General features: G+C 70.1%; 23 protein-coding genes and 1 tRNA gene. 20 read left to right on the top strand and 4 right to left on the bottom strand.

The features are described from left to right. The first annotated feature begins 16 nt into the window (after positions 1-16). Positions 17-322, top strand: coding sequence for a hypothetical protein (locus ACPL7H_RS08925; RefSeq protein WP_424796594.1), 306 nt, complete (start codon positions 17-19; stop codon positions 320-322). 118 nt (positions 323-440) lie between these two features. On the opposite strand, the gene ACPL7H_RS08920 is transcribed toward ACPL7H_RS08925, so the two are convergent. Both ACPL7H_RS08920 and ACPL7H_RS08915 read right to left on the bottom strand, forming a co-directional pair. Continuing rightward, positions 441-513: transfer RNA gene (locus tag ACPL7H_RS08920), tRNA-Lys, on the bottom strand. Between the two features lie 148 nt (positions 514-661). Further along, positions 662-1,495, bottom strand: coding sequence for a transglutaminase-like domain-containing protein (locus tag ACPL7H_RS08915; protein ID WP_424796593.1), 834 nt, complete (start codon positions 1,493-1,495; stop codon positions 662-664). 146 nt (positions 1,496-1,641) lie between these two features. Between ACPL7H_RS08915 and ACPL7H_RS08910 the strand changes: the two genes are divergently transcribed. The 8 genes from ACPL7H_RS08910 (at position 1,642) to pstB (ending at position 10,720) form a co-directional block, all read left to right on the top strand. Then, positions 1,642-2,274 (top strand): hypothetical protein, encoded by a 633-nt coding sequence (locus ACPL7H_RS08910; RefSeq protein ID WP_424796592.1) that lies wholly within the window; start codon positions 1,642-1,644, stop codon positions 2,272-2,274. A gap of 8 nt (positions 2,275-2,282) precedes the next feature. Next, entirely contained in the window at positions 2,283-3,230 is a 948-nt protein-coding gene (gene mshD / locus ACPL7H_RS08905) for a mycothiol synthase (protein WP_424796591.1), read from the top strand. Then, positions 3,227-5,473 carry an RNA degradosome polyphosphate kinase gene (locus ACPL7H_RS08900; RefSeq protein ID WP_424796590.1) on the top strand — a complete coding sequence of 749 codons (2,247 nt, stop codon included), beginning with the start codon at positions 3,227-3,229 and terminating at the stop codon, positions 5,471-5,473. Before mshD ends, ACPL7H_RS08900 begins: the two co-directional genes overlap by 4 nt. 4 nt (positions 5,474-5,477) lie before the next feature. Next, entirely contained in the window at positions 5,478-6,455 is a 978-nt protein-coding gene (locus ACPL7H_RS08895) for an NUDIX hydrolase (protein WP_424796589.1), read from the top strand. A 217-nt stretch (positions 6,456-6,672) separates the two neighbouring features. Continuing rightward, positions 6,673-7,743, top strand: coding sequence for a phosphate ABC transporter substrate-binding protein PstS (pstS, locus tag ACPL7H_RS08890; protein WP_424796588.1), 1,071 nt, complete (start codon positions 6,673-6,675; stop codon positions 7,741-7,743). Positions 7,744-7,845: 102 nt separating this feature from the next. Then, entirely contained in the window at positions 7,846-8,835 is a 990-nt protein-coding gene (gene pstC / locus ACPL7H_RS08885) for a phosphate ABC transporter permease subunit PstC (protein WP_424796587.1), read from the top strand. Positions 8,836-8,837: 2 nt separating this feature from the next. Further along, the gene (pstA, locus tag ACPL7H_RS08880; RefSeq protein ID WP_424796586.1) at positions 8,838-9,890 is read left to right on the top strand and encodes a phosphate ABC transporter permease PstA; all 1,053 of its coding nucleotides are present in this window, start codon (positions 8,838-8,840) and stop codon (positions 9,888-9,890) included. 50 nt (positions 9,891-9,940) lie between these two features. After that, positions 9,941-10,720: a phosphate ABC transporter ATP-binding protein PstB gene (pstB, locus tag ACPL7H_RS08875; RefSeq protein ID WP_424786445.1), complete on the top strand. Its 780-nt coding sequence runs from the start codon at positions 9,941-9,943 to the stop codon at positions 10,718-10,720. 48 nt (positions 10,721-10,768) lie between these two features. Here pstB and ACPL7H_RS08870 read toward each other — a convergent pair whose 3' ends face one another. Together ACPL7H_RS08870 and ACPL7H_RS08865 are read right to left on the bottom strand one after the other, a co-directional pair. Then, positions 10,769-11,203, bottom strand: a complete 435-nt coding sequence (locus ACPL7H_RS08870) for a septum formation family protein (RefSeq protein WP_424796585.1) — start codon at positions 11,201-11,203, stop codon at positions 10,769-10,771. Continuing rightward, a complete protein-coding gene (locus ACPL7H_RS08865) occupies positions 11,203-11,838 on the bottom strand; it encodes a DUF47 domain-containing protein (protein ID WP_424796584.1) in 636 nt (211 codons plus the stop codon). Before ACPL7H_RS08865 ends, ACPL7H_RS08870 begins: the two co-directional genes overlap by 1 nt. A 320-nt stretch (positions 11,839-12,158) precedes the next feature. Here ACPL7H_RS08865 and ACPL7H_RS08860 point away from each other — a divergent pair, with 320 nt between their 5' ends. The 11 genes from ACPL7H_RS08860 (at position 12,159) to ACPL7H_RS08810 (ending at position 23,557) form a co-directional block, all read left to right on the top strand. Next, positions 12,159-12,938: a hypothetical protein gene (locus ACPL7H_RS08860; RefSeq protein ID WP_424796583.1), complete on the top strand. Its 780-nt coding sequence runs from the start codon at positions 12,159-12,161 to the stop codon at positions 12,936-12,938. A gap of 21 nt (positions 12,939-12,959) precedes the next feature. Next, entirely contained in the window at positions 12,960-13,547 is a 588-nt protein-coding gene (locus tag ACPL7H_RS08855) for an FABP family protein (RefSeq protein ID WP_424796582.1), read from the top strand. A gap of 11 nt (positions 13,548-13,558) precedes the next feature. After that, positions 13,559-14,659 (top strand): YgfZ/GcvT domain-containing protein, encoded by a 1,101-nt coding sequence (locus tag ACPL7H_RS08850; RefSeq protein WP_424786440.1) that lies wholly within the window; start codon positions 13,559-13,561, stop codon positions 14,657-14,659. A gap of 74 nt (positions 14,660-14,733) precedes the next feature. Continuing rightward, a complete protein-coding gene (locus ACPL7H_RS08845) occupies positions 14,734-15,846 on the top strand; it encodes an FUSC family protein (protein WP_424796581.1) in 1,113 nt (370 codons plus the stop codon). Positions 15,847-15,903: 57 nt separating this feature from the next. Next, a complete protein-coding gene (locus ACPL7H_RS08840) occupies positions 15,904-16,158 on the top strand; it encodes a type II toxin-antitoxin system Phd/YefM family antitoxin (protein WP_424786438.1) in 255 nt (84 codons plus the stop codon). Then, a complete protein-coding gene (locus ACPL7H_RS08835; RefSeq protein WP_424786437.1) occupies positions 16,155-16,580 on the top strand; it encodes a type II toxin-antitoxin system VapC family toxin in 426 nt (141 codons plus the stop codon). Before ACPL7H_RS08840 ends, ACPL7H_RS08835 begins: the two co-directional genes overlap by 4 nt. Positions 16,581-16,650: 70 nt before the next feature. Further along, entirely contained in the window at positions 16,651-16,980 is a 330-nt protein-coding gene (locus ACPL7H_RS08830) for a DUF2516 family protein (protein ID WP_424790284.1), read from the top strand. Beyond that, complete coding sequence (locus ACPL7H_RS08825; protein ID WP_424796580.1) at positions 16,977-17,999, top strand: asparaginase; 1,023 nt, start codon at positions 16,977-16,979, stop codon at positions 17,997-17,999. The genes ACPL7H_RS08830 and ACPL7H_RS08825 overlap by 4 nt, the downstream gene beginning before the upstream one ends. Before the next feature lie 3 nt (positions 18,000-18,002). Then, on the top strand, positions 18,003-18,428 hold the full coding sequence (gene dtd / locus ACPL7H_RS08820) for a D-aminoacyl-tRNA deacylase (RefSeq protein ID WP_424796579.1): 426 nt from the start codon (positions 18,003-18,005) through the stop codon (positions 18,426-18,428). Between the two features lie 132 nt (positions 18,429-18,560). Beyond that, positions 18,561-21,116 (top strand): ATP-dependent Clp protease ATP-binding subunit, encoded by a 2,556-nt coding sequence (locus ACPL7H_RS08815; RefSeq protein WP_424796578.1) that lies wholly within the window; start codon positions 18,561-18,563, stop codon positions 21,114-21,116. Between the two features lie 272 nt (positions 21,117-21,388). Beyond that, entirely contained in the window at positions 21,389-23,557 is a 2,169-nt protein-coding gene (locus ACPL7H_RS08810; protein ID WP_424796577.1) for an FAD/NAD(P)-binding protein, read from the top strand. Positions 23,558-23,564 lie beyond the last annotated feature (7 nt).

Genomic DNA, 23,564 nt, shown 5'->3' with positions numbered 1-23,564 from the left:
GCATTAGATTCAAGGAATGCAACGGGACAATGTGAGGTCCTTCATCTCCGGGGTGCTCTGCGCGAACAGCCTGCCTCATCTGGCCACCGCCGCCGCCGGACACCAGCACATGAGTCCGCTGGGCGGGCGAACGTCGGGCCGGTGGGCGAACCTGGTGTGGGGCACCGCGAATCTCGCCGGCGGGCTGGCCCTGGTTTCGCGGCCGCCAGGTCGGGGTGGCCGCTGGGGGCCGCGGTACCGGGCATTCGGCCACGGCGTCGCGGCGTTCTCCCTGTGGGCTGCGGTGGCCGAGAACTTCTTCGCGATGAACGTCGACCCGTGACCTGACACCTGGGGGCACACGTGACAGTGCTCGACCGCCTGCCGGCGGAACATGGTGGCGGACGAGACGCTTGCGCGTCCGCGCTCCTGGCGTTGATGCAGGTCAGCGGGGTGTTGGGTAGGCCCCCCGGGGCTCGAACCCGGAACCCACGGATTAAAAGTCCGTTGCTCTACCCATTGAGCTAGAGGCCCGCGCAGGCGATGCTCCCACCGTGCGTGGGACCCAGGGTATCGCCGTCGGTGCACCGGTCGTAACACGGCCCGCCGGATGCCGCGTCGGGGGCGTCGGCGACGGCACAGGTGGGCACCGTGCCCGCTACGCCCCCGATACCACTGCGCGTCAGGGCAACCGCACCGCGGCGGCGTGATCATCGATCGGCAGCTCCCCCTCCAGGGTGGCCATCACCGACTGTGGGCCGAGCCGCACCCCGGCGCCGTAGGAGGACATGAACGCGGTATCGGCCGCGTCGCGCCCGGTGGCGATCCGCACCAGCGACTGCCGGGGGGCAAGCCGGGTGGCGTCGACCACCTGCCAGTGCCCCTCCACCCAGGCCTCGGCCACGGCGTGGAAGTCCATCGGGGACAGCCCCGGGGCGTACACGGCCGCACACCGGGCCGGCACATCCAGGCCGCGCAGCAATGCCACCACCAGGTGGGCGTAGTCCCGGCACACCCCGCGCCGGGCCAGCAGGGTGTCCACGGCTCCGTCGGTGAAGTGGGAGGATCCGCGCACGTAGGAGAGGCGCTCGTGGACGAACGCGGCGACGGCGTCCAGCAACTCCGGACCCTGCAGACCGTTGAACTCCTGGCGTGCGGTGGGCAGCAGCCGGTCGGACTCGGCGTAACGGCTGGGGCGCACGTAGGTGAGCAACTCGGTGGCTGAGGGCTCCTCCGCCTGCTCCGCACCCGCCCGGGAACCCCCGGTCACCTCGGCGCGGTAAGCCACCTCCACCTTGCCCGGAGCGTCCGCGCCGGCGTCGACGTCGAGCAGGTGGATGCGTCCGTGGTGGGGGGCTGGGGCCTCGGTCACCTCGACCGGGCTGCCGTCCATGCTCACCGTGAAGTCATCGCTGACCTGCAGCCCGGGCACCTTGGCCACGGCCACCATGAAGGCCACCCTGGTGTGACCGGTGGACATGGTGAAGGCGATGTCGGCGCGGATCGTCCGGTGCACGCGAGGTACCTCTCGAGTTAGGGGCCGCGGCCAGCGTAGGCCGTGCCGTCACCGTAAGCCACCGCAGGGTACCGGGCTGCGCCCTCATCACGCTGCGGCGTATCGTGACGTCCAGACCAACCACACCGTGACCCAGGGAGGATTCCGTGGAGCAGCATCGGTTCCGCCGCCCGGCGATGCTCACCCCCGAGCAGGCCGAGGCGATCGTCGGGGAGGAGGATCCGGCCGCGCGCTCTGAGATCGCCCACACCACTGCGCAAGCGATGGTCTCCGGTGGTCGGGAGGGCGCCGAGGACCCCGAACTGGTGGAGCGCCTGATCGCCCTGGTCGACACCGAGGGCCTGGAGGCGGTGGCCGAGATCTGGTCCCAGAGCCCCCCGGACACGCTGCCCGGGGCACTCTGGCGGCTGTACCTGCTGCGGGAGTGGGGCCGGCGGGACCCGGACACGATCGCGGAGCGGTTCCGGCTCGGTGCCAACCGCGCCGAGGTGGCCGGCGTGGTCGCCGGTGTGGCCGATCCGGTGGGACCCGAGGAGATCCGGCGCATGCTCGACGCCGTGCTGTCCGGGGTCTACCGTGGCGACCTCGGTGTGGCGCTGGAGCGGGCCGGGTCCTTCCTGCGGGTGCTGGCCACAGGTTCGGCCCTGGATGCGGACTGGGTGGATACCCACGACGCCGACACCGCCCAGATCCTCACCCGTCGCGCCGGGTCGCTGCTGGACACGGCGGCGGAACTGGAGGAGGCCGCATCGCTGCACCGAGCCGGACGGCTCACCTGATGGAGCCGGTGCGCACGCAGGAGTTGAGTCCTGCCCAGGTGGAGGCGGTGCGGAACCTTGCCCGAGACGTCGAGACCGACGACGGCGTGGCCGCCTTCGACGAGGACACCCTGCTCACCCTGACTCGCCCGGGCAGGCCCCGGTACCTCATTCCCGGCGGTGACGGCGCCGCACAGGGCCGCGACGGCGACACTGACGACGCGGACGACGTACTGGCCGGCTTCGCCCAGGTGAGTCTGGACTCGGCCGAGATCGCCGTGCATCCGCAGTTTCGCCGTCGGGGCCTTGGGAGCGCGCTGGTGCGCACGGTCCTGGCCGACCACCCCATGGTGCGTCTCTGGGCCCACGGGAACCTCCCGGGCGCCAGGGCGACCGCGGCCGCGCACGACCTGGTGGTGGTGCGCGAGCTCTGGCGGATGGGCCGTCCGTCGCCGCAGCCGGCGCAGATCGAGCCCGTGGTGGTGCCTGAGGACCTCCGGATCCGCACCTTCGAGGTCGGCGCCGATGAGGACGCCTGGCTGCAGGTGAACGCCCGAGCGTTCGCCGACCACCCCGAACAGGGCCGCCTGGACCACGCCGACCTGCGGGCCCGGCAGCAGCAGGACTGGTTCGACCCGACCACCTTCTGGCTCGCCGAGGACGCCGGCAGCGGGGAACTGCTGGGCAGCATGTGGGTCAAGATCACCGACGACGACGGTGCGCGCACCGGGGAAATCTACGCCCTCGGCGTCGATCCGGCCGCGCAGGGCCGCGGGGTGGGGACCGTGCTGACCGCGGTGGCCATGGACCACTTCGCCCGGACGGGCCCGGACCGACTCGAGTTGTACGTCGAGGGTGACAATGCCGCCGCGATCAGTACCTACCGGCGCGTGGGGTTCGAGCGGGACGCCATTCACGTGCAATACACCGCGACGACCTCCCCAGACCGCGAGCGACCTGCCACGATAGGGCCATGAGCGAGTCCGTAGGCAGCCGTGAGGGTGCGGTGACCACCACCCTGGCACAAGCGCCGGAGGTGCCGGAGGTGCCGGTGTCGACCGACGGTGCCCCGGAGCGCGCCGGCGAGGCTGAAGTCGAACTGCCTCCGGATCGGTTCGCCGACCGGGAACTGAGTTGGCTGCAGTTCAACGAGCGGGTGCTGGAACTGGCAGAGGACCCGGACATCCCGCTGCTGGAGCGGGTGCGGTTCCTGGCGATCTTCGCCTCCAACCTCGATGAGTTCTTCATGGTGCGGGTGGCTGGACTGAAACGGCGGATGGCCACCGGGATGGCCGTCACCGCCGCCTCCGGTCTGCTCCCGAGGCAGGTGCTGGAGATGATCTCGGCCAGGGCCCATGAGCTCACCGCCCGCCATGCCGCCCTGTTCGCCGACGTCCTGCGCCCGGCGCTGGATGAGCATGGCATCACCTCGGTGCGTTTCGAGGAACTGCACGAGGCCGAGCAGGAGCGGCTGCACAAGTACTTCCGCAAGAACATCTTCCCGGTGCTGACCCCCCTGGCGGTGGACCCGGCCCATCCCTTCCCCTACATCTCCGGGCTGTCGCTGAACCTGGCCGTGATCGTGCGCAACCCGGCCACCGGTAAGGAACACTTCGCCCGCGTCAAGGTGCCACCCCTGCTGCCCCGCTTCATCGCAGTGGACCACCGGGGTCGCCCGCACCGGGTGCAGGATGCCCCGGACGATCACGGCGTGACCTCGCTGGTCCCGATCGAAGAGGTGATCTCCTCCTTCCTCTACTACCTCTTCCCCGGGATGGACGTGGTGGAGCACCACGCCTTCCGGGTCACCCGCAACGAGGACCTGGAGGTGGAGGAGGACGACGCGGAGAACCTCCTCAAGGCGCTGGAGAAGGAGTTGTTGCGTCGCCGCTTCGGTCCACCGGTGCGGCTTGAACTGGCCGCCGGGTTCGCCCCGCGGCTGCGGGAGATGCTGATCCGGGAGTTGTCGGTCTCGGAGTCCGACGTCTATGACGTTCCCGCCCCGCTGGACCTGACCGGGATGAACCTGGTGGCGGACCTGGACCGGCCCGAACTGAGTTACCCCAAGCATGTGGCCACCACCGCCCGTGGTCTGGCCGAGGTGGAGTCGGCCAACCCGACCGACTTCTTCGAGGCGATCCGCAACCGCGACATCCTGCTGCACCACCCCTACGACTCCTTCTCCACCTCGGTGCAGCAGTTCCTGTCCCAGGCCGCCGCCGACCCGAACGTCCTGGCCATCAAGCAGACCCTGTACCGCACCTCCGGGGACTCCCCGATCGTGGACTCCCTCATCGACGCCGCAGAGGCGGGCAAGCAGGTGCTGGCGATCGTGGAGATCAAGGCCCGGTTCGATGAGCAGGCCAATATCTCCTGGGCGCGCAAGTTGGAGCAGGCCGGGGTGCACGTGGTGTACGGCATCGTGGGCCTGAAGACGCACTGCAAACTTTCCCTGGTGGTTCGCCAGGAGGCCGACGGCCTGCGCCGGTACTGCCACGTGGGCACCGGCAACTACAACCCCAAGACCGCCCGGCACTATGAGGACCACGGGCTGCTCACCTGCAGCAGCGACGTGGGCCAGGACCTGACGCGGTTGTTCAACCAACTGTCCGGGTACGCACCCAAGTCCAAGTTCCACCGGCTGCTGGTGGCCCCCCGCTCCATCCGCGCCGGCCTGCTGGAGCGGATCGAACGGGAGATCGCCAACAAGAAGGCCGGCAAGCCGGCCTGGATCCGGTTCAAGATGAACTCCATCGTGGACGAGGCCTCGATCGATGCGCTCTACCGGGCCTCGGCGGCCGGGGTGCCGGTGGACCTGGTGGTGCGCGGCATCTGCGGGCTCAAGGCCGGGGTGCCGGGGATGAGCGAGAACATCCGGGTCCGGTCCATCCTGGGCCGCTTCCTGGAACACTCCCGTATCTACGCTTTCGCCAATGACGGTGACCCCGAGGTCTACATCGGCAGTGCCGATCTGATGCACCGCAACCTGGACCGACGGGTGGAGGTGTTGGTCCGGGTGGTCGATCCCGGTCAGGTCAACGACCTGGTCTCGTTGCTGGACCTCTCCGTCGACGACGGCACCGCCTCATGGTGGCTGGCGACCGGCGAGCAGGGCGAGCCGCACTGGCGGCGGGTCCACCAGGACTCCCGCGGCGAACCGTTGCTGGACCTGCAGGAGCATCTCATGGCGATCCGCCGTCGCACCGGTTCGGACCGCTGATCAGGTGGGCAAGAAGCGCGAGCGCGTCTACGCCGGCGGTGCCCTGGTGTGGCGGGTGAAGAAGCGCAGCCTGCAGGTGCTGCTGATCCATCGGCCCCGGTATGACGACTGGTCCTGGCCCAAGGGCAAGGTGGACGTGGGGGAGTGCCTGCCCGCGTGCGCGGCCCGGGAGGTGGCGGAGGAGACCGGGTACCACGTGGAACTCGGGTTGCCTCTGCCGGTGGTGCAGTACCCGTTGAACTCCACCAAGACCAAGGTGTGCGTGTACTGGGCGGCCCGGGTGATCGACGGCGATCGTGGGTCCGTGCGGGCGCGCGGCCGGATCGAGCCCGCCGAGGGTGAGGTGGACGAGGCCCGCTGGGTTGACGCCGGCAGGGCCTGGAAGATGCTCACCCGCAAGGCCGACCGGGAGCCGTTGGGTGCGCTGATCGATCTGCATGAGGATGGCTTCCTGGATACCTGGACGGTGTTGATCGCCCGGCACGGACGCGCCAAGAAGCGCTCGGCCTGGCAGAAGGGTGAGGACACCAGGCCGTTGACCAGACCCGGACATGCCCAGGCGCGGGCGCTGGTGCCGTTGCTGGCCGCCTACGGCGCCGAGGAGATCATCACCAGCCCGTGGGCACGCTGCCACGACACCGTGGTGCCGTACTCGCAGGCCTCCGGCATCGAGTTGTTCATGGCGCCGCAGATCACCGAGCACGCCGCGAAGGAGGACCCACGCAGCGTCCGTGAACTGGTGGCGGAGTTGCTCGGCCGCAGGGATGCCCCGGTGCTGATCTGCACTCACCGCCCGGTGATGCCGGCGATTCTGGACGCGGTGGAACGCAAGAGTCCGCACCGGGTGCTGCGGGTGCTGCCCGAGGCCGATCCCTATCTGCGCACCGGGGAGGTGCTGGTGCTGCATCTGGCCAGGCCGGGCAAGCGCAAGGTCCGGGTGGTCTCGATGGAGATGCACCGCCCCGCCAGCGCCAACGCCTGACCGGTCTCCGCCCGGCCGAGGCAACGTGCCCTTCCTCACACGCACTGTGACGGCGTGTTCATCCCGCGTTCACCTCCGCGGCCCCGGTCCGTCACCCGGGATGCCTAGCGTCACGTCTGTACCGCGCGGAGAACCGTGCGGAGACCTCGATCAGAACGGGACCAACGTGAAGGCTGGATTGAGCCGCCGAGTGGCGGGCGTCGCCTCGATCGGTGCGATGGCACTGGTACTCGCTGCCTGTGGGGGCGACAACGGCACGGACGACAACGGCACCGACACCGGCGCCGGAAACGACGTGGAACTGTCCGGCAGTATTGCCGGCGCCGGCGCGAGTTCGCAGGAGAACGCGATGGTGGGTTGGCAGGCCGGTTTCACCGAACGCACCGGAGTGGACGTCAACTACGACTCGGTGGGGTCGGGCACGGGGCGGGAGCAGTTCCTGAACGGAGCCACCCTGTTCGCCGGTTCCGACGCGATGTTCTCCCAGGAGGAGATCGACGCCGGCGCGGAACGCTGTTTCGGTGGTGACGTGATCGAACTGCCGCTGTACATCAGCCCGATCGCGGTCATCTATAACCTGCCCGGCGTGGAAGCCGAGCACCTCAACCTCGACTCGGACACCATCGCCGGGCTCTTCAACGGCGATATCACCAACTGGTCCGACCCGGCCATCGCTGAGGCCAACCCCGATGTGGACCTGCCCGACCTGGACGTCATCCCGGTGAACCGCTCGGACGACTCCGGCACCACGGACAACTTCACCGATTATCTGTCCAAGGCTGCCCCGGACGTCTGGCAGCACGAGCCGGACGGCGTCTGGCCCATCGACGGCACCCAGTCCGGTGCCCAGACCCAGGGTGTGATCGACGTGGTCAGCGGAGCCGCGGGCGCGATCGGCTACGCCGACGCCTCGCGTGCCGGTGACCTGGGCACCGTGGCCGTGGGTGTGGGCGATGAGTACGTTCCGTTCTCCCCGGAGGCCGCTGCCCAGGTGGTCGCCAACTCTCCGGCGGCCGAGACCGCCAGCGAGTGGCGCTTGACCGTGGACCTGGCGCGCGACACCGATGAGTCCGGTTCCTACCCGATCGTCCAGATCGCCTACTCCAGCCTGTGCTCGGTGTACGACGACGAGCAGGACGCGGCGAACGTGGCCGAGTTCTTCCGGTATGTAGCCAGCGAGGACGGCCAGAACCGGGCCTCCGATCCCGGCGTGGCCGGCTCGGCTCCGATCTCTCCGGAAATGCGTGAGCGGGTCGAGGAGATCCTCGACCAGATCTCGGTAGCCTGATCATTTGCCCAGGTTGACAGCGCACAGGTTGGTGCCGCAGGTTTGCTGCGGCACCAACCTGCCTGCGCGTAGTGGCATCCCGGTGTGCCGTAAGGAGCGTTCGTGAGCACCCTCACCAAGCCGCGACGGACGAGCACCCACGACCGCGAGCTCGCGGTACGACCGGGCAGGGCCCCGGGCAGGCTCGGCAACCGGATCTTCGCCGGGATCTCCACCGGCGCCGGCGTCGCGATCCTGGTGATCCTCGCGGCCGTCGCGGCGTTCCTCCTCTGGCGGTCCTGGCCGGCGCTGATCGCCAGCCAGGCGGACTACGACACCGTCAACATCATGCGCGGGCGCAGCCTCGCCGGCTATGTCGCACCGTTGCTGTTCGGCACCGTCCTGTCATCGGTGATCGCGCTGCTGATCGCGGTGCCGCTGAGCATCGGCATCGCCCTGTTCATCTCCCACTACGCCCCCCGCCGCCTCGCCCAGGGCCTGGGGTACCTGGTGGACCTGCTGGCCGCGGTGCCGTCGATCATCTTCGGGCTCTGGGGTATCCAGTTCCTGCAGCCGGTGCTGCATCCACTGTTCGACTGGCTCACGAACAACCTGGGCTGGATCCCGCTGTTCGCCGACTATCAGGCACCGGCGCGCAACATCATGACCGGCGGCATCGTGCTGGCGGTGATGATCCTGCCGATCATCACCGCGACCATCCGGGAGGTCTTCCTGCAGACACCCCGGTTGCACGAGGAGGCCTCCCTCGCCCTGGGTGCCACCCGTTGGGAGATGATCCGTCAGGCGGTGCTGCCGTTCGGGCGCTCGGGCATCATCTCTGCCGCCATGCTCGGGCTGGGCCGGGCCTTGGGCGAGACGATGGCCATCTTGATGGTCATCTCACCAGGGTTCATGATCAACTTCTATCTGCTGCAGCCGGGCCAGCACCAGTCGATCGCCGCGAACATCGCCAGCCAGTTCCCCGAGGCCTCCGGGCTGGGTGTGGATGTGCTGATCGCATCCGGTCTGATGCTCTTCGTCCTCACCTTCGGGGTGAACATGGCGGCCCGCGCCGTGATCGCCCGCCGCGCCGAGTTCTCCGGAGCGAACTGATCATGACCACGACTGCACAGGCGACCGGCGCCGTGGGCTCCCGCAGGCTCCCTGGATGGGCGCCCTGGGCCGTGCTGGGGGCCAGCCTGGTGGCCTCCCTCGGTCTGGGGATGCTCGGCGAGACCGGCCCGAGTGTCGCCGGGGTGCTGCTGGTCGGGACCCTGATCTTCGTCGTCGCCCTCACCGCGACCTCCCTGTTCGTGGAAGGTGAGCGGTACGCCAAGGACCGCCTGGCCACCACGTTGGTGACCGTGGCCTTCCTGCTCGCGCTGGTTCCGCTGGTCTCGGTGGTGTGGACGGTGCTGGCCAACGGCATCGGCGCGCTGTCGGCGGAGTTCTTCACCACCGACATGGTCGGGGTCTTCGGTCAAGACAGCGGCGGCGGCATCTACCACGCCATGATCGGCACCCTGTACGTCACCGGCATCGCCGCGGCCATCTCGATCCCGTTGGGAATCTTCACCGCGATCTACCTGGTCGAGTACGGCGGTGGGCGGATCAAGCGCGCCATCACCTTGCTGGTGGACGTCATGACCGGAATCCCCTCGATCGTGGCGGGGTTGTTCGCCTACTCCCTGTTCCTGCTGATCTTCGGGCCCGCCTACCGCTCGGCGCTGGTCGGCGGGATCGCGCTGGCGGTGCTGATGACCCCGGTGGTGGTGCGTTCGGTGGAGGAGATGCTGCGGTTGGTGCCCAACGAACTGCGCGAGGCCGCCTACGCGCTCGGGGTGCCGAAGTGGCTCACCATCGTCAAGGTCGTGTTGCGCACCGCGGTGGCCGGGATCACGACCGGTGTGATGATCGCGATAGCCCGGGTCACCGGGGAGACCGCCCCGCTGCTGATCACCGTCGGGCTGGCCAACAACGTCAATTACGACGCGTTCGACGGACGGATCGCCACTCTCCCGGTGTATGTCTACCGCCAGTACGCCCAGGGCGGGGCCAGCGTGGACCGTGCCTGGGGCGCGGCGCTGACGCTGATCGCCATCGTGATGCTGCTGAACCTGATCGCCAGGCTGGTCAGCCGCTACTTCTCCCCGAAGGGCATCTCATGACCCGCCCCGTTCCCACTCGCGCACGCGTGTTCCAGCAGGAGGTATGAGTTGTGTCCAAGCGCATCGATGTCACTGACTTGAACGTCTTCTACGGTGACTTCAAGGCCGTGGAGGACGTCACGATGGTGATCGAGGCCCGATCGGTGACCGCACTGATCGGGCCCTCCGGCTGCGGCAAGTCCACTTTCCTCCGCACCATGAACCGGATGCACGAGGTGATTCCAGGGGCCTACGTCACCGGGAGGGCCGTCATGGACGGCCAGGACCTGTACGCACCGGGGATAGACCCGGTGGTGGTTCGTCGCCAGGTCGGCATGGTGTTCCAGCGGCCTAACCCCTTCCCTACGATGTCCATCTACGACAACGTGCTGGCCGGGGTGAAACTGAACAACCGGCGGATGAAGAAGTCCGACGCCGACGACCTTGCCGAGTCGGCGCTGACCGGGGCGAACCTGTGGAGCGAGGTCAAGGACCGGCTCGACCGGCCCGGGTCATCCCTGTCCGGTGGCCAGCAGCAGCGCCTGTGCATCGCCCGGGCGATCGCCGTCCAACCGGAGGTGCTCCTGATGGATGAGCCGTGCTCGGCGCTGGACCCGATCTCCACCCTGGCCATCGAGGACCTGATCCACGAGTTGAAGAACGACTACACGATCGTGATCGTGACCCACAACATGCAGCAGGCCGCCCGGGTCTCGGACCGCACCGGCTTCTTCAACATCGCCGGGACCGGCAAGCCGGGCCGGCTGATCGAGATGGATGACACCGCCACGATGTTCTCCGCCCCCTCGGTCCAGGCCACCGAGGACTACATCTCCGGTCGGTTCGGCTGAGCACGACCCCTCCTGTGCCTCGCCCGGGGAACCTACCGCCCGGGGAACCTACCGCCCGCTGTCCTGGAAGCCGCCGGTGGTGGTGCCCTCGGGGAGGTAGGCCACGCACCAGACGTCCCGCCCGCCGGTGTTCTGCCAGCTCTCCTGCGTCGGCCGGAACCAGTCCAGACGCAACTGTGAGTCGGCGTAGTCGATCCCCACGAACTCGGTGAAGGCCTCCAGACACCCGGGTTCGGCGACGTCGTCGATCGCCTCCTGGCCGGGGAAGGTCTCGAAGTCCACCTCGAAGGTTCCCACGAACTGGGCGCTGTGCTCCTGCTCGCAGTCCACCACCTCCACGCCCGCACGCGGGGCCTCCTGGAGCTGGTCCCATTGGGCGCATGCGCCCACCTGCACCGATTCGGTGCTGCAACCGGCCAGCGCTCCCGCCAGCATGGCCACCGTCGCGAGGGCCGCCAGCAGTGGCCCGCGGCGGGCGCGCATCAGGACTCCTTGAGGTAGATCGACTCCACGATGTTGGCCACCTTCTCGAAGTGGTCGGCAGCGGCTTCCAGGGAGTCGACCACCGTACGGATCTTGATCAGCTGCACCACCCCGGCCGGGCTGTCCAGGTACTGCGGGTCGGTGAACAGGTCCGCGGTGAGCCCGCGGTAGATCCGGTCGGCCTGGTTCTCCAGCCTGTTCACCTCGATCCAGTACGCCTCCAGCCCGTTCATCTTCCGCAACTGGGGCATCGCCGCAGCGGTCAGTTCCGCGGCCCGCTGCAGCGTGGCGACCTGATCGGTCACCGCCTCGGGCAGCTCGCCGATGCGGTAGAGCACCACCGCGTCGGTGGCCTCCTCCATGGAGTCCATGCAGTCGTCCATCGAGGAGGTGAGGTCATACAGGTCGTCCCGGTCGAACGGGGTGGCCGAGGAGCGGTTCAGGTGCCGGATGATGGCGTGGGTGGACTCATCCGCCAGGTGCTCCACGTCGCGCATCCGGTTGGCCAGTGCCGGACGCTCAGCCGGTTCGGAGCCGATCAACTGGGCGAGGATGTCCGCACCGGTGACCAGGTGGTCGCCCAACTCGGTGAGCAGGTCGAAGTAGACCCTGCGGGGGGTCAGGGTGAGTCGCACTCATCTGTTCCGATCTGTACAGGCCTTTGCCCAGCAGCGTAGGCCAGCGATGCACATCCCAGGCAGGGGGTCGCACCCGGAGGTGAGGTTGATGACACCGGGCCGCCCAGCGCCTGACGGCGCGAAGGCCGCTCGTAGCGGCTGATGTTGGAGCCCGGGGCTAGCGCGACCCGGCGTCGCATCCAGTGTAAAGGCACCTGCCGGGTGCGCACGACGGCGGAATCCGAGCCGGTGTGCGCCGCACCTGACATCGGGTCATGCCGGGCACTCGTGTTCACCCCCTCCGGGGTATGCCGGTAGCGTTCGCCCCAGGAGCCGCGGTGTCCTGCCCGGCAGCAGCCGCACCGGAGAGAGGGGGTCGAGCGCACGTGCTGAGCAAGTCCTTCCGCGCCGTGGTCACCGCCACCGCCTCGGCCGGGGTGGGGCTGACGGCATTCGGGGACCGGCCGCTGCTGATCACCACGGTGGCCGGGATGGGCGGCATATTCGCACTCGGCTGGCCGGGACTGCTCGGACTGCCGGCCCGTCAGGGCACCTCGGTGCTGTTGCTGGCCACGATAGCCGCAGGGGTGTCGCTGCAGTGGCTCACCGGTGACCTGGCCTATGCCGCACTCGGGTTCGGGGTCGTCGTCGTGGCCGCCTTCGTCCTGCAACTGCTGCGCCGCGACGGCCGCCCCCGGTTGGTGGAGTCCGTCGCCGGGGCGGTCACGGGTGCGGCCGTGCTGACCTCCGGCGTGGGGTGGCTGGCGGTGGGCACCGGTCCGACGTCGGTTGGGCTGTTGCTGGTGGGGGCGGTGACCCTCGCGGCTGCGGCGATCGTCACCGCGATCCCGCTGCCCGCCACCTGGGGGTGGCTGGTCACCACCGCGGTCGCGGCAGGGGTGGGCCTGGGGGTGGGAACCGTGATCATCGCGGTGGGCCCGGTCACCGGGGTGCTGGTCGGGCTCGTGGCCGGCGTCCTCAGTGCGGCCGTGCATCACCTGCTGGGTCAGTTCCCCGCCTCGGTGCGGGCGTGGCCGGCGTTATCGGCGGCCGTGCTCCCGGTTTTGGTCTGCGGTGCGCCGGTGTACGTGCTGGGCCGCATCCTGCTCCTGCTGTGATGGCGCGATAGCATCGCAGGTGTGGCATTCCAACTTCCTGACGACCTGGCCCCGGAGGCGTACCCGCTCGCCTGGCTGATCGGCCGCTGGCGCGGTCCCGGCTTCGTGGCCTACCCCGACATCCCCCAGCGCGGGGTTCTCGTCGACGTGGAGTTCGGTCACGACGGCGGCCCGTACCTGACCTACAGGTGCACCACCCACCTGCTGGAGAGCCCGCTGGAGTCCCTGGAGGGGGACATCGACGTCGCGGCGCTGCAGGCCGGGCAGGTCTGGAGCGCCGAATCCGGCTACTGGCGGGTCGCCCCGACCGACGCAGGCACCGACGGCAAAGGGAACGGAACGCCCGACGGCGGCGTCCCGGCGCACGCGCTGGAGGTGCTGCTGGCCGAACCCAGCGGGCACGTGAACGTCTACCTGGGCCAGGTCCAGGGCCCCCGGGTGGAACTGAGCACCGACCTGATCGCCCGCACCTCGACCGGCGCCGACATCGCGGCCGCGGCCCGGATGTACGGCCTGGTGCGGGGGGAACTGATGTGGGCGACCGACCTGGCCGCGTTCGGCCACGAGTTGCAGTCCTACTCCTCGGGCCGGCTGCAGCGACACGAGTGAAGGAGAGCGCGATGAGTGCCAGTGCGTTGATGACCAGGCAGGGCGCCGTAGCCGCTGCGGACCCTGATGAGGGTGTAGCCGCGCACTACGGCGAGCCCATGCACGAACAGCGCGCCCTCGAGCAGGGCCGGGCGGTAGTGGACCTGTCCCACCGGGGCGTGGTCACCGTGGCCGGTGCCGACCGGCTTACCTGGCTGCACTCGATCACCTCCCAGCACCTCAACGCCCTGGAGCCGGGGATGAGCACCGAGATGCTGGTGCTGGACCCCCACGGCCGGGTCGAGCACGCCGCCGCCGTCATCGACGACGGCGCCACGACGTGGCTGATCACCGAGTCCGGGACCGCAGCGGGACTGGTGGCGTACCTGGAGTCGATGAAGTTCGCGATGCGGGTGGAGGTCGGCGCTCGCACCGACCTGGCCGTGCTCGGCACCAGCGCGCACGGGCCCACGATCGACGGTGCGCTGATTCAGTGGCGCGACCCGTGGCCGGTGACCGCCCCGGGATCGACCCGCTACGGGCCGGACGATCACGAGCACCCCGGCGCCCAGTGGCAGGGGGCGTTGTGGCTGGTGCAGCGCGACGATCTGCCGGCCGCGGTGAGCCAGGCCGAGGGAGCTGGTGCGCGCCTGGCCGGGGTGTGGGCCTGGGAGGCATTGCGGGTGGCCACCTGGCGGCCACGGCACGCCCGGGAGTGCGATGAGCGCACGATCCCGCACGAGTTGGACTGGCTCCGCACCGCCGTGCACCTGGAGAAGGGGTGTTACCGGGGCCAGGAGACGATCGCCCGGGTGTTCACCATGGGCCGGCCCCCGCGCCGGCTGACGATGCTGCACCTGGATGGCTCCGAGCACATCACCCCCGAACCGGGGGCCACGGTCGTGCACGGTGAGCGCGAGGTCGGCAGGGTCACGAGCGTGGTCCGTCACCACGAGCTGGGTCCGGTGGCCCTGGCGGTGCTGAAGCGGTCGGTGGATCCCGAGGCCACGCTGAGCGTGGAGGGCCTCGCCGCCGGGCAGGAGACGATTGTGACCCCGGAAGGTTTCGGCACCGGGCGACCACCTCCCCAGGACAGGCCGCGACCGAACCCGGCGCTGCGTCGTCGTCCCTGATCGAGTGGGCCGTGAAGCGACGGGCGTGGGGCCGGTCCGAACCGGACCCCGGGGGGACACCCCCGGTGCCCTCGGTGGAACGTCCCACATTGCGCCAGGTCCGGGTTTCGGCACTGGCGCGGGCCCGTCGGGGGCTGCGCCGCACCCGTAGCGACCTGTGGCCGATCCTGACCGCGGCGGCAGCCGCCGGTGTCGCCTATGCCATCGCGTTGTACGGTCTGGGGCACCGCTACCCGCTCTTCGCCGCCATCGCGGCGTGGATCAGCCTGGGGTTCAGCCACGACCGCCGCCCCCGCAAGGTCGCTGAACTGGCCTTCGGCGTGGCGATCGGGGTGTTCTTCGGGGAGGCCTTCTCCGCCCTGTTCGGGTCCGGCCCGATCCAGATCGGCGTGGTGCTGGTCCTGGCCGTGCTCGCGGCGCGGCTGATCGATGCCGGGCAGATGCTGGCGATCCAGGCCGGGGTGCAGTCGGTGGTGGTGGTGGCCCTTCCGGGATACCTGTTCGGCGTCACCGGGGCCATGGACCGGTGGTTGGACGCGGTGATCGGTGGGGTGGTGGCCCTGGCGGTGGCGGCGCTGCTGCCGATCGACGTGCGCAAGCAGGTGCGCTCGCTGGCCCGCGCGGCGCTGCAGGAGGTTTCCCGGACACTGGGTGGGGTCGCCCGGGGCCTGGCCGCCCAGGATCCCACCGCGGTGGGTGATGCCCTCGTGCAGGCCAGGGGTTCCCAGGCGGTGCTGGATGAGTGGCATGAGGTGGTGCGCGGATCCTTGGCCGCCACCCGGTTCACCCCGCAGTGGCTGCGGCACGACGACGAGATGACGCGGCTGGACCGGGCCGCGATGCTGTGTGACCGGGCGATGCGCAACACCCGCGTGCTGACCAGGCGGGCCAGCGCCGTCGCGATGGATCCCGACGACGGGGCGCTGCTGGCCGACCTGCTGGAACAGACCTCCGCGGCCGCCGAGGCGTTGGGCACCGAACTGGGCAACAACGACGACCCCGCGAAGGTGCGCCCGCAGTTGGTGCGGATCGCCGGACAGTTGGACCCGCAGGCCTTCTCCGGCTGGCGGGCCCAGACCGAGGTGGCGCTGCTGCGCTCCCTGCTGGTGGATCTGCTGGGCATCACCGGCTGGACCGGGGAGGAGTCGCGGGCGGCACTGGCCGAGCCCGGTTCACTCGGGGAGTGAGGCCACCTGCCCGGATATCGGTACCGCGGCCGGTACGCCGCGGCTAGGGTGTACAGCATGGACGTCCCCGTCAGTACATTCCGGTCCCAACTCAAGCACTGGATCGAGCGCGTGGGGGCGGGCGAAGAACTCATCATCACCGAACGAGGGGTGCCGGTGGCCCGGCTCACCGGTGTCGACGGAGCGGACCTGATCGCCTCCCTGGAACGGGATGGCCTGTTGTCCGCCCCCGAGGCGGACCGGCCCAGCGCACCCGCGGTGGAGGGCAGGCACTCCTCCGTCTCGGAGCTGGTTCGCCGGTTGCGACGATGAGCCTGGTCTACTTCGACTCCAGTGCGCTGCTGGCGCTGGTGCACCACGAGAGCACCTCGGCCCTGGTGCGCGCTCTATGGGACCGGGCCGACGCGGTGTTCGCCTCCCGGCTGGCCGACGCCGAGGTGCGTGCGGTGCTGCGCGCCGGGGAGCGCAGTGGCAGGGTGAGCAAGGAAGTAGCGGGGCAGGCGCTGGAGCGCTGGCACCGGATGTGGCCCGCGCTGCGCAAGGTCGAGGTCACCGCGGCGATCGCCGAACGGGCGGCGGACCTGGCCGAGGAGCACGGGCTTCGTGCCGGGGACGGAATCCAGATGGCCTCGGTGGAGTTGCTCGCCCCGGCCAACCCGATCGTGGCCCTCACCGACGCCCGCCTCGCGGGCGTGGCCACCGCCTTGGGCCTGCGCGTGCTCCCGCAGCAGTAACCCTCGACGGACGTGCGCCCGGCTCCGCCTGCGCGTGGGCTGATCGCGTGGGCTGAACTAGAGTCATGGGGTGATCGTCGTCGGCACCATTCAGAACTACCTGTTCCTCGCGCTGTCCCTGGTGGTGGTGGGCATGTGCGCACTCGCGCTGTTCGATGCGCTGCGACGCCCCGGGGAGGCATTCAGTTACGCGGAGAAGCGCACCAAAGGCTTCTGGGCCGGTATCCTGGCTCTCGCCCTGCTGTTGGCCTTCCTCGGCATCCCGCCGCCACTGGGCCGTTCGGGCCTGATCATCTTCCTGGTACTGGCGGCGGTGCCGGCCGGGATCTATCTGGCCGATGTGCGCCCGGCGGTTCGTCACTACCGGGACAACCGTGGCGGTGGAGGATCGCCTTGGTGAATCCGGGTCAGCCCCACACCGTCGTTCCCGCCCCGTCCGTGCCGCACCCGATCAACCCGGGCGCGCCCCTGGCCTGGGTGGTGCGCGGCGACCTCACCGAATCGGTGCACACCGGCCATCTGAGCACTCTGCACGCCGACGGCAGCACCGGGCTGAGCGTGGGCGCGCCGGCGCAGACCATGTTCCCGCGCTCGTCGGTGAAGCCGGTGCAGGCGCTCGTGGCGCTGCGCACCGGGGTGGTGCTGGAACCGGAACAGATCGCCCTGGCATGCGCCTCCCACAGCGGGGAGGCGGCACACCTGGAGGTGGTCCGAGCGATCCTGGCCCGCGCCGGGTTGAGCGAGGCCGACCTGGGCAACACCCCGGATCCGCCGTTGTCGGCCCAGGCCGCGCGCGCCTGGCGCGACGCGGGCCACGAGCCCTCCTCGCTCACCCAGAACTGCTCGGGCAAGCACGCGGTGATGCTGGCGACCTGCGTGCACAACGGCTGGCCCACCGACACCTACCTCGACCCGGCGCACCCGCTACAGCAGGCGGTCGTGGCCACGATCGCCGAGCTGACCGGCGTCGCGGTGGGCCACCTGGCCGTCGACGGGTGCGGAGCGCCATTACCCTCGACCACCACTGAGGGGCTCGCCCGGGCCTTCGCGACCCTGGCCACCGCGCAACCGGAGTCACCGGAGGGTCGCGTCGCCGCCGCCATGCGGGCGCACCCGTATCTGGTCGGGGGACAGGGCCGGGACGTCACCGAGGCGATGCGGCAGGTGCCCGGTCTGATCGCCAAGGACGGCGCCGAGGGCGTCTACGCCGCGGCCCTGCCCGATGGGCGCGCCCTGGCCTTCAAGATCGCTGACGGCGGCTCCCGGCCCCGCCCCGCGGTGCTCGCGGCGGCGCTGGGCGTGCTGGGCGAGGAAGCGCCCCCCGAGGGATGGCCCTGGGCGCGGGTGCCGGTACTGGGCCACGGCCGGCCGGTGGGGCAGGTGGTCCCCGCCGTCGGGTCCGCCACCGGGGGGAACTGAACGGTGCGTGCCGTACTGCAACGCGTCAGCTCCGCTTCGGTGGAGGTGGAGGGGCAGGTGGTGGGGCAGATCGGTACCGGCCTGCTCGCCCTGATCGGGGTGACCCACACCGACACCGAGGCGGATGCGCAGCTCATCGCCCGCAAGATCGCCGACCTGCGGATCCTGCGCGGTGAGACCTCCCTGACCGAGAACCCCGACGCCGGGGTGCTGGTGATCAGCCAGTTCACCCTGTACGGGCAGACCCGCAAGGGCCGCCGCCCCACCTGGTCCGAGGCGGCCCCTGGTGAGGTCGCGGAGCCCTTGGTGGGCGCCGTCATCGAGGACCTGCGCGGGCGCGGCCTGACCACCCGGACCGGGGTGTTCGGTGCGGACATGGCCGTGTCGCTGGTCAACGACGGCCCGGTCACGCTGGTGCTGGAGAGCTGATCGGCCCCGTCCGGGCCGATCAGCCGATCACGCCGCTGGCGAACACGGGCAGGAAACCCCTGTGCCCACGGTTAGCATCAATGTATCTGCCACGACCAGTCTTGCCCTGGTCCCGGCCCTTGGGAGCTGTACATGTTCGAAAGATTCACCGACCGAGCCCGTCGCGTCGTCGTCCTCGCCCAAGAAGAGGCGCGGATGCTGAACCACAACTACATCGGTACCGAGCACATCCTGCTCGGTCTCATCCACGAGGGTGAGGGTGTCGCCGCCAAGGCCCTGGAGTCGCTGAGCATCTCCCTGGAGGCCGTGCGTCAGCAGGTGCAGGAGATCATCGGGGAGGGCCAGCAGGCTCCCTCGGGGCACATCCCCTTCACCCCGCGCGCCAAGAAGGTGCTGGAGCTCTCCCTGCGTGAGGCCCTGCAACTCGGACACAACTACATCGGCACCGAGCACATCCTGCTCGGCCTCATCCGTGAGGGCGAGGGCGTGGCCGCCCAGGTGCTGACCAAACTCGGCGCGGACCTGAACCGGGTCCGTCAGCAGGTGATCCAGTTGCTCTCGGGATACCAGGGCAAGGAAGCCGTCTCCACCGGTGGGCCCAGCGAGGGTACCCCGTCCGGTTCGGCGGTGCTGGACCAGTTCGGCCGGAACCTCACCCAGGCCGCCCGCGACTCCAAGCTCGACCCGGTGATCGGGCGGGGCAAGGAGATCGAGCGGGTGATGCAGGTGCTCTCTCGCCGCACCAAGAACAACCCGGTGCTGATCGGTGAGCCCGGCGTCGGAAAGACCGCCGTGGTGGAGGGCCTGGCCCAGGACATCGTGCGCGGCGACGTGCCCGAGACCCTGAAGGACAAGCAGCTCTACACCCTTGACCTGGGTGCGCTGGTGGCCGGCAGCCGTTACCGCGGTGACTTCGAGGAACGCCTGAAGAAGGTGCTCAAGGAGATCCGTACCCGCGGAGACATCATCCTGTTCATCGACGAGATCCACACCCTGGTCGGCGCCGGTGCAGCCGAGGGTGCGATCGATGCCGCCTCCATCCTCAAGCCGATGCTGGCCCGCGGTGAACTACAGACCATCGGGGCCACCACCCTGGAGGAGTACCGCAAGCACATCGAGAAGGACGCCGCGCTGGAGCGCCGTTTCCAGCCGATCCAGGTCGACGAACCCACGTTGGCGCACGCGATCGAGATCCTCAAGGGTCTGCGCGACCGGTACGAGGCACACCACCGGGTCACCATCACCGACCCGGCCCTGGTCTCCGCCGTGCAGCTGGCCGACCGGTACGTCAACGACCGGTTCCTGCCGGACAAGGCGATCGACCTGATCGATGAGGCCGGCGCCCGGTTGCGGATCCGCCGGATGACCGCCCCACCGGAACTGAAGGAGCTCGACGACCAGATCGCCGAGGCGCGCCGCAGCAAGGAGTCGGCGATCGACGATCAGGACTTCGAGCGTGCCGCCCGGCTGCGCGATGAGGAGAAGAACCTCACCGCCACCCGCGCCGAGAAGGAGAAAGCCTGGAAGTCCGGCGACCTGGACACCGTGGCCGAGGTGGATGAGGAACTCATCGCCGAGGTGCTGGCGATGTCCACCGGTATCCCGGTGTTCAAGCTCACCGAGGAGGAGTCCTCGCGCCTGCTGAACATGGAGACCGAACTGCACAAGCGGATCGTGGGCCAGGACGCCGCCGTGAAGGCGCTGTCCCAGGCGATCCGGCGCACCCGAGCCGGGCTGAAGGACCCCAAGCGTCCCGGTGGTTCGTTCATCTTCGCCGGCCCCACCGGTGTGGGGAAGACCGAACTGGCCAAGGCGCTCGCGGAGTTCCTGTTCGGTGATGACGACGCGCTCATCCAGCTGGACATGAGCGAGTTCTCCGAGAAGCACACCGTCTCGCGCCTGTTCGGTTCTCCGCCCGGGTACGTCGGTTACGAAGAGGGTGGACAGCTGACCGAGAAGGTGCGGCGCAAGCCGTTCTCGGTGGTCCTCTTCGATGAGGTGGAGAAGGCCCACGCGGACATCTTCAACTCGCTGCTGCAGATCCTCGAGGACGGCCGGTTGACCGACTCCCAGGGTCGCATGGTGGACTTCAAGAACACCGTGATCATCATGACCACCAACCTGGGGACCCGTGACATCGCCAAGGGACTGCTCACCGGCTTCCAGGCCGGAGGGGATCTGTCCACCAACTACGAGCGGATGAAGATCAAGGTCAACGACGAACTCAAGCAGCACTTCCGTCCTGAGTTCCTCAACCGCGTCGACGACGTGATCGTCTTCCCCCAGCTCTCCCGCGAGGAGATCCACCAGATCGTGGACCACATGGTCGGTGCGCTGGCCACTCGCTTGGCGGACAAGGACATGACGATCGAACTCAGCCCCGCTGCCAAGGAACTGCTGGCCGATCGTGGCTACGACCCGGTGCTCGGTGCCCGGCCGCTGCGCCGCGCGGTGCAGCGTGAGATCGAGGACCAACTCTCCGAGAAGATCCTCTACGGCGAACTCACCGCGGGCCAGAAGGTCTACGTGGACGCCACCGGAGAGGGTCTGCTGGCCGAGTTCACGTTCACCGGGGTGGACAGCGACGAGCCCGCCAAGGAACTCGAGGCCGCAGAGCCGGTCGCTGCGGCGGTCGGCGCGGGTTCGCCCAACAGCACTGCTGAGGACGCCCCCGCCGACGAGGACTGAGTTCCGCCCGCCCCTGGGCCCAACCGTCGAACGCCCCGTGCACCCCGTGCACGGGGCGTTCGCGTTCCCCACCCCCGGCCCCGCACCCCCAAACCCGGGGGCGCTGAGACCGGTCACGCGATCGACCGGCCTCACGGGCGATCGACCGGTCTCATTTGCGCCGCAGCCGCCCTCCCGTGGTACCGAGCGCCGGTCCGGCGGCCGCCGGCCGGATGGTGAGATGGCCGCGCAGCCGCTGGAACGATGCCGATGGGCTGGTTAGCGTGCCTGATGTGAGGGATTCGCACGGCGCTGCCACCTCGGCTGCCCCCGGGTTGCCGGTCGAGGTCGACCCGTCGACCCCCGAGGTCGACCTGGTGATCGTGGGGGGAGGGCCGCGGGCCGTGGCCACCGTGGCCCGCCTGGCCGCGCGGTTGCGCCCGGAGGAGCCGTTCGGCGCTCCCGCGCCCTCCGGTGATCCGGCGCTGCGGGTCGCGATCATCGACGCGGTCCAGGTGGGCGCCGGCGCCACCTGGCGGACCGACCAGCACCCGCTGCTGCTGAACAACACCTACAGCGCCCAGACCACCGCGCACGCCGACGCCAGCACCGACCAGGACGGTCCGTTGGTGCCGGGGCCGGACCTGGTGCAGTGGGCGGCCACCTGCTCGCACGCCCCGACGCAGCGCTACCTCGGTATCGGCCCGGAGCGACCGGCATGGCTCGGCGCCGAACTCGCCGCATTGCGCCCGGAGTCCTACCCGACCCGGCGGCTGCAGGGGGTCTACTACCGCGACCAGCTCGCCGAGGCCGCCCGCCGCGGGGGAATCGAGGTGTGGCACATCGAGGGCACCGCGACCGACATCGCCGTGGCCGGCGCCGAGCCGGCCACCCGCGCCCACGAAACACCTGGCCGCACCGGCACCAGCACAGTGGGTGGGCGCCGCCTCGTCCGGCTCACCGGCGCCCACCGGGTAGCCGTCGACGGACCCCGCGGACACCGCGCCCATCACCCCGAGCCGGTCGCCGCGATCAGCGCCCCCCTGGTGGTCCTGGCCCAGGGCATGATCCAGGCCGAGCCGTCGGATCAGACCCGCGCCCGCACCGACCGGGCGCGCAGGCAGCGACTGCTCTATGTGCCCCCGGGGATGCCATCGGAGCGGGACTGGACCCAGGTGCCCGGCGACGGCCAGGACGTGCTGGTGGCGGGGATGGGGGCGAACTTCTTCGACGTGATCGGCATCCTCACCGCCGGTCGCGGGGGCCGCTTCACGCTGGCGGACAGCGGCGCACAGGCTGATACCGCCGGGTTCGCCGCCCTCGACGGCGGTGCAGGTGGCCCGGCCGCCGGCGCGCCGCTGCACTACGAACCCTCCGGCGCGGAACCGCGGCTGCTGGTGGGATCCCGGCGCGGTCTGCCCTACCGCGGCAAGGGCGCCTATCCCACCGGTATGCCCCCGCCGTGGCGACCCCGGATCGCCACCGCCGGAGCCCTCGCGGACGCCTGCCGTGGCCGTGTCCGGGATCTGCGCACCCAGGTCTGGCCGCTGTTGGCCGCCGAGTTCGCGGCCGCGCACCTGATCACCTTGGCTGCCCACCACCGCCACGCCGTGGTCGACGGGGTGGATGAGGCCGCGATCATCGCCGCGCTCAGCCGCGGCACCGATCCCGCCGCCGTCGTCGCCGATCTGGTCACCGCACCCGGTTACGACCTGGACGTGGACCGGCTGGACCGGCCCGCGCCCGTGGCGGACCCGCAGCAGTGGGACGGCTGGGTGCGCACGTGGTTGGACCAGGAACAGGCCTCGATCGCGAACCCGCTCACGTCCCCGCGCAACGCGGTGAACCGGGCGATGGCCACCCTGCGAGTCCTACTCGGGCGCCATGTGGCCGCCGGGGCACTGGACGGGCGCGCCCGGCTGGTCCAGTACGAGGACTGGTTCGTGCCGTTGGGCCTGACCCTGGCCTCCGGCCCGCCGCCGCGGCGTACCGCTCAACTGCTGGCGCTGGTGCGCGCCGGAGTGGTGCAACTCCTGGGGGAGAGCCTGCTCATCGAGCCCGACGACGACGGCTTCCGGGCCCGCACGCGCGTTCACCCCGGGGGGGTGGTCACCCGGGCGCTGCTGGAGACCCGGATGTCCCGGGGCCAGGTGCCGGGCACGTCCGACCCGCTGCTGTCCACGTTGATGGGCAGCGGCCGCGCCCGGCTGCACCGGGTCCCCGACACCACCAGGGCCGGTGGGTGGGCAGCGACCACCACCGTGGATGTCACCCCTGACGAGTTTGCACTGATCGATGCTGCGGGCCGGACGGATCCGGACGTGCTGGTGCTGGGAATCCCGGCCGAGGCGGTCCAGCCGGGCTCGGCGATCGGGGCGACCCCCGGGGTCCCCTCGCCGCTCCTGGCGGGCGCGGACCGGGTGGCCGCCCAGGCGCTGGAGCGGATCGCCGTCCCGGTTTGAGGGGGCG

Origin of the sequence: Pseudactinotalea sp. Z1732, assembly GCF_049724975.1 — a bacterium.
Classification (GTDB): Bacteria; Actinomycetota; Actinomycetes; order Actinomycetales; family Beutenbergiaceae; genus CALKWS01.
Note: the sequence above shows the minus strand (reverse complement) of the source record. Positions and strands in the feature narration are given on the sequence as shown.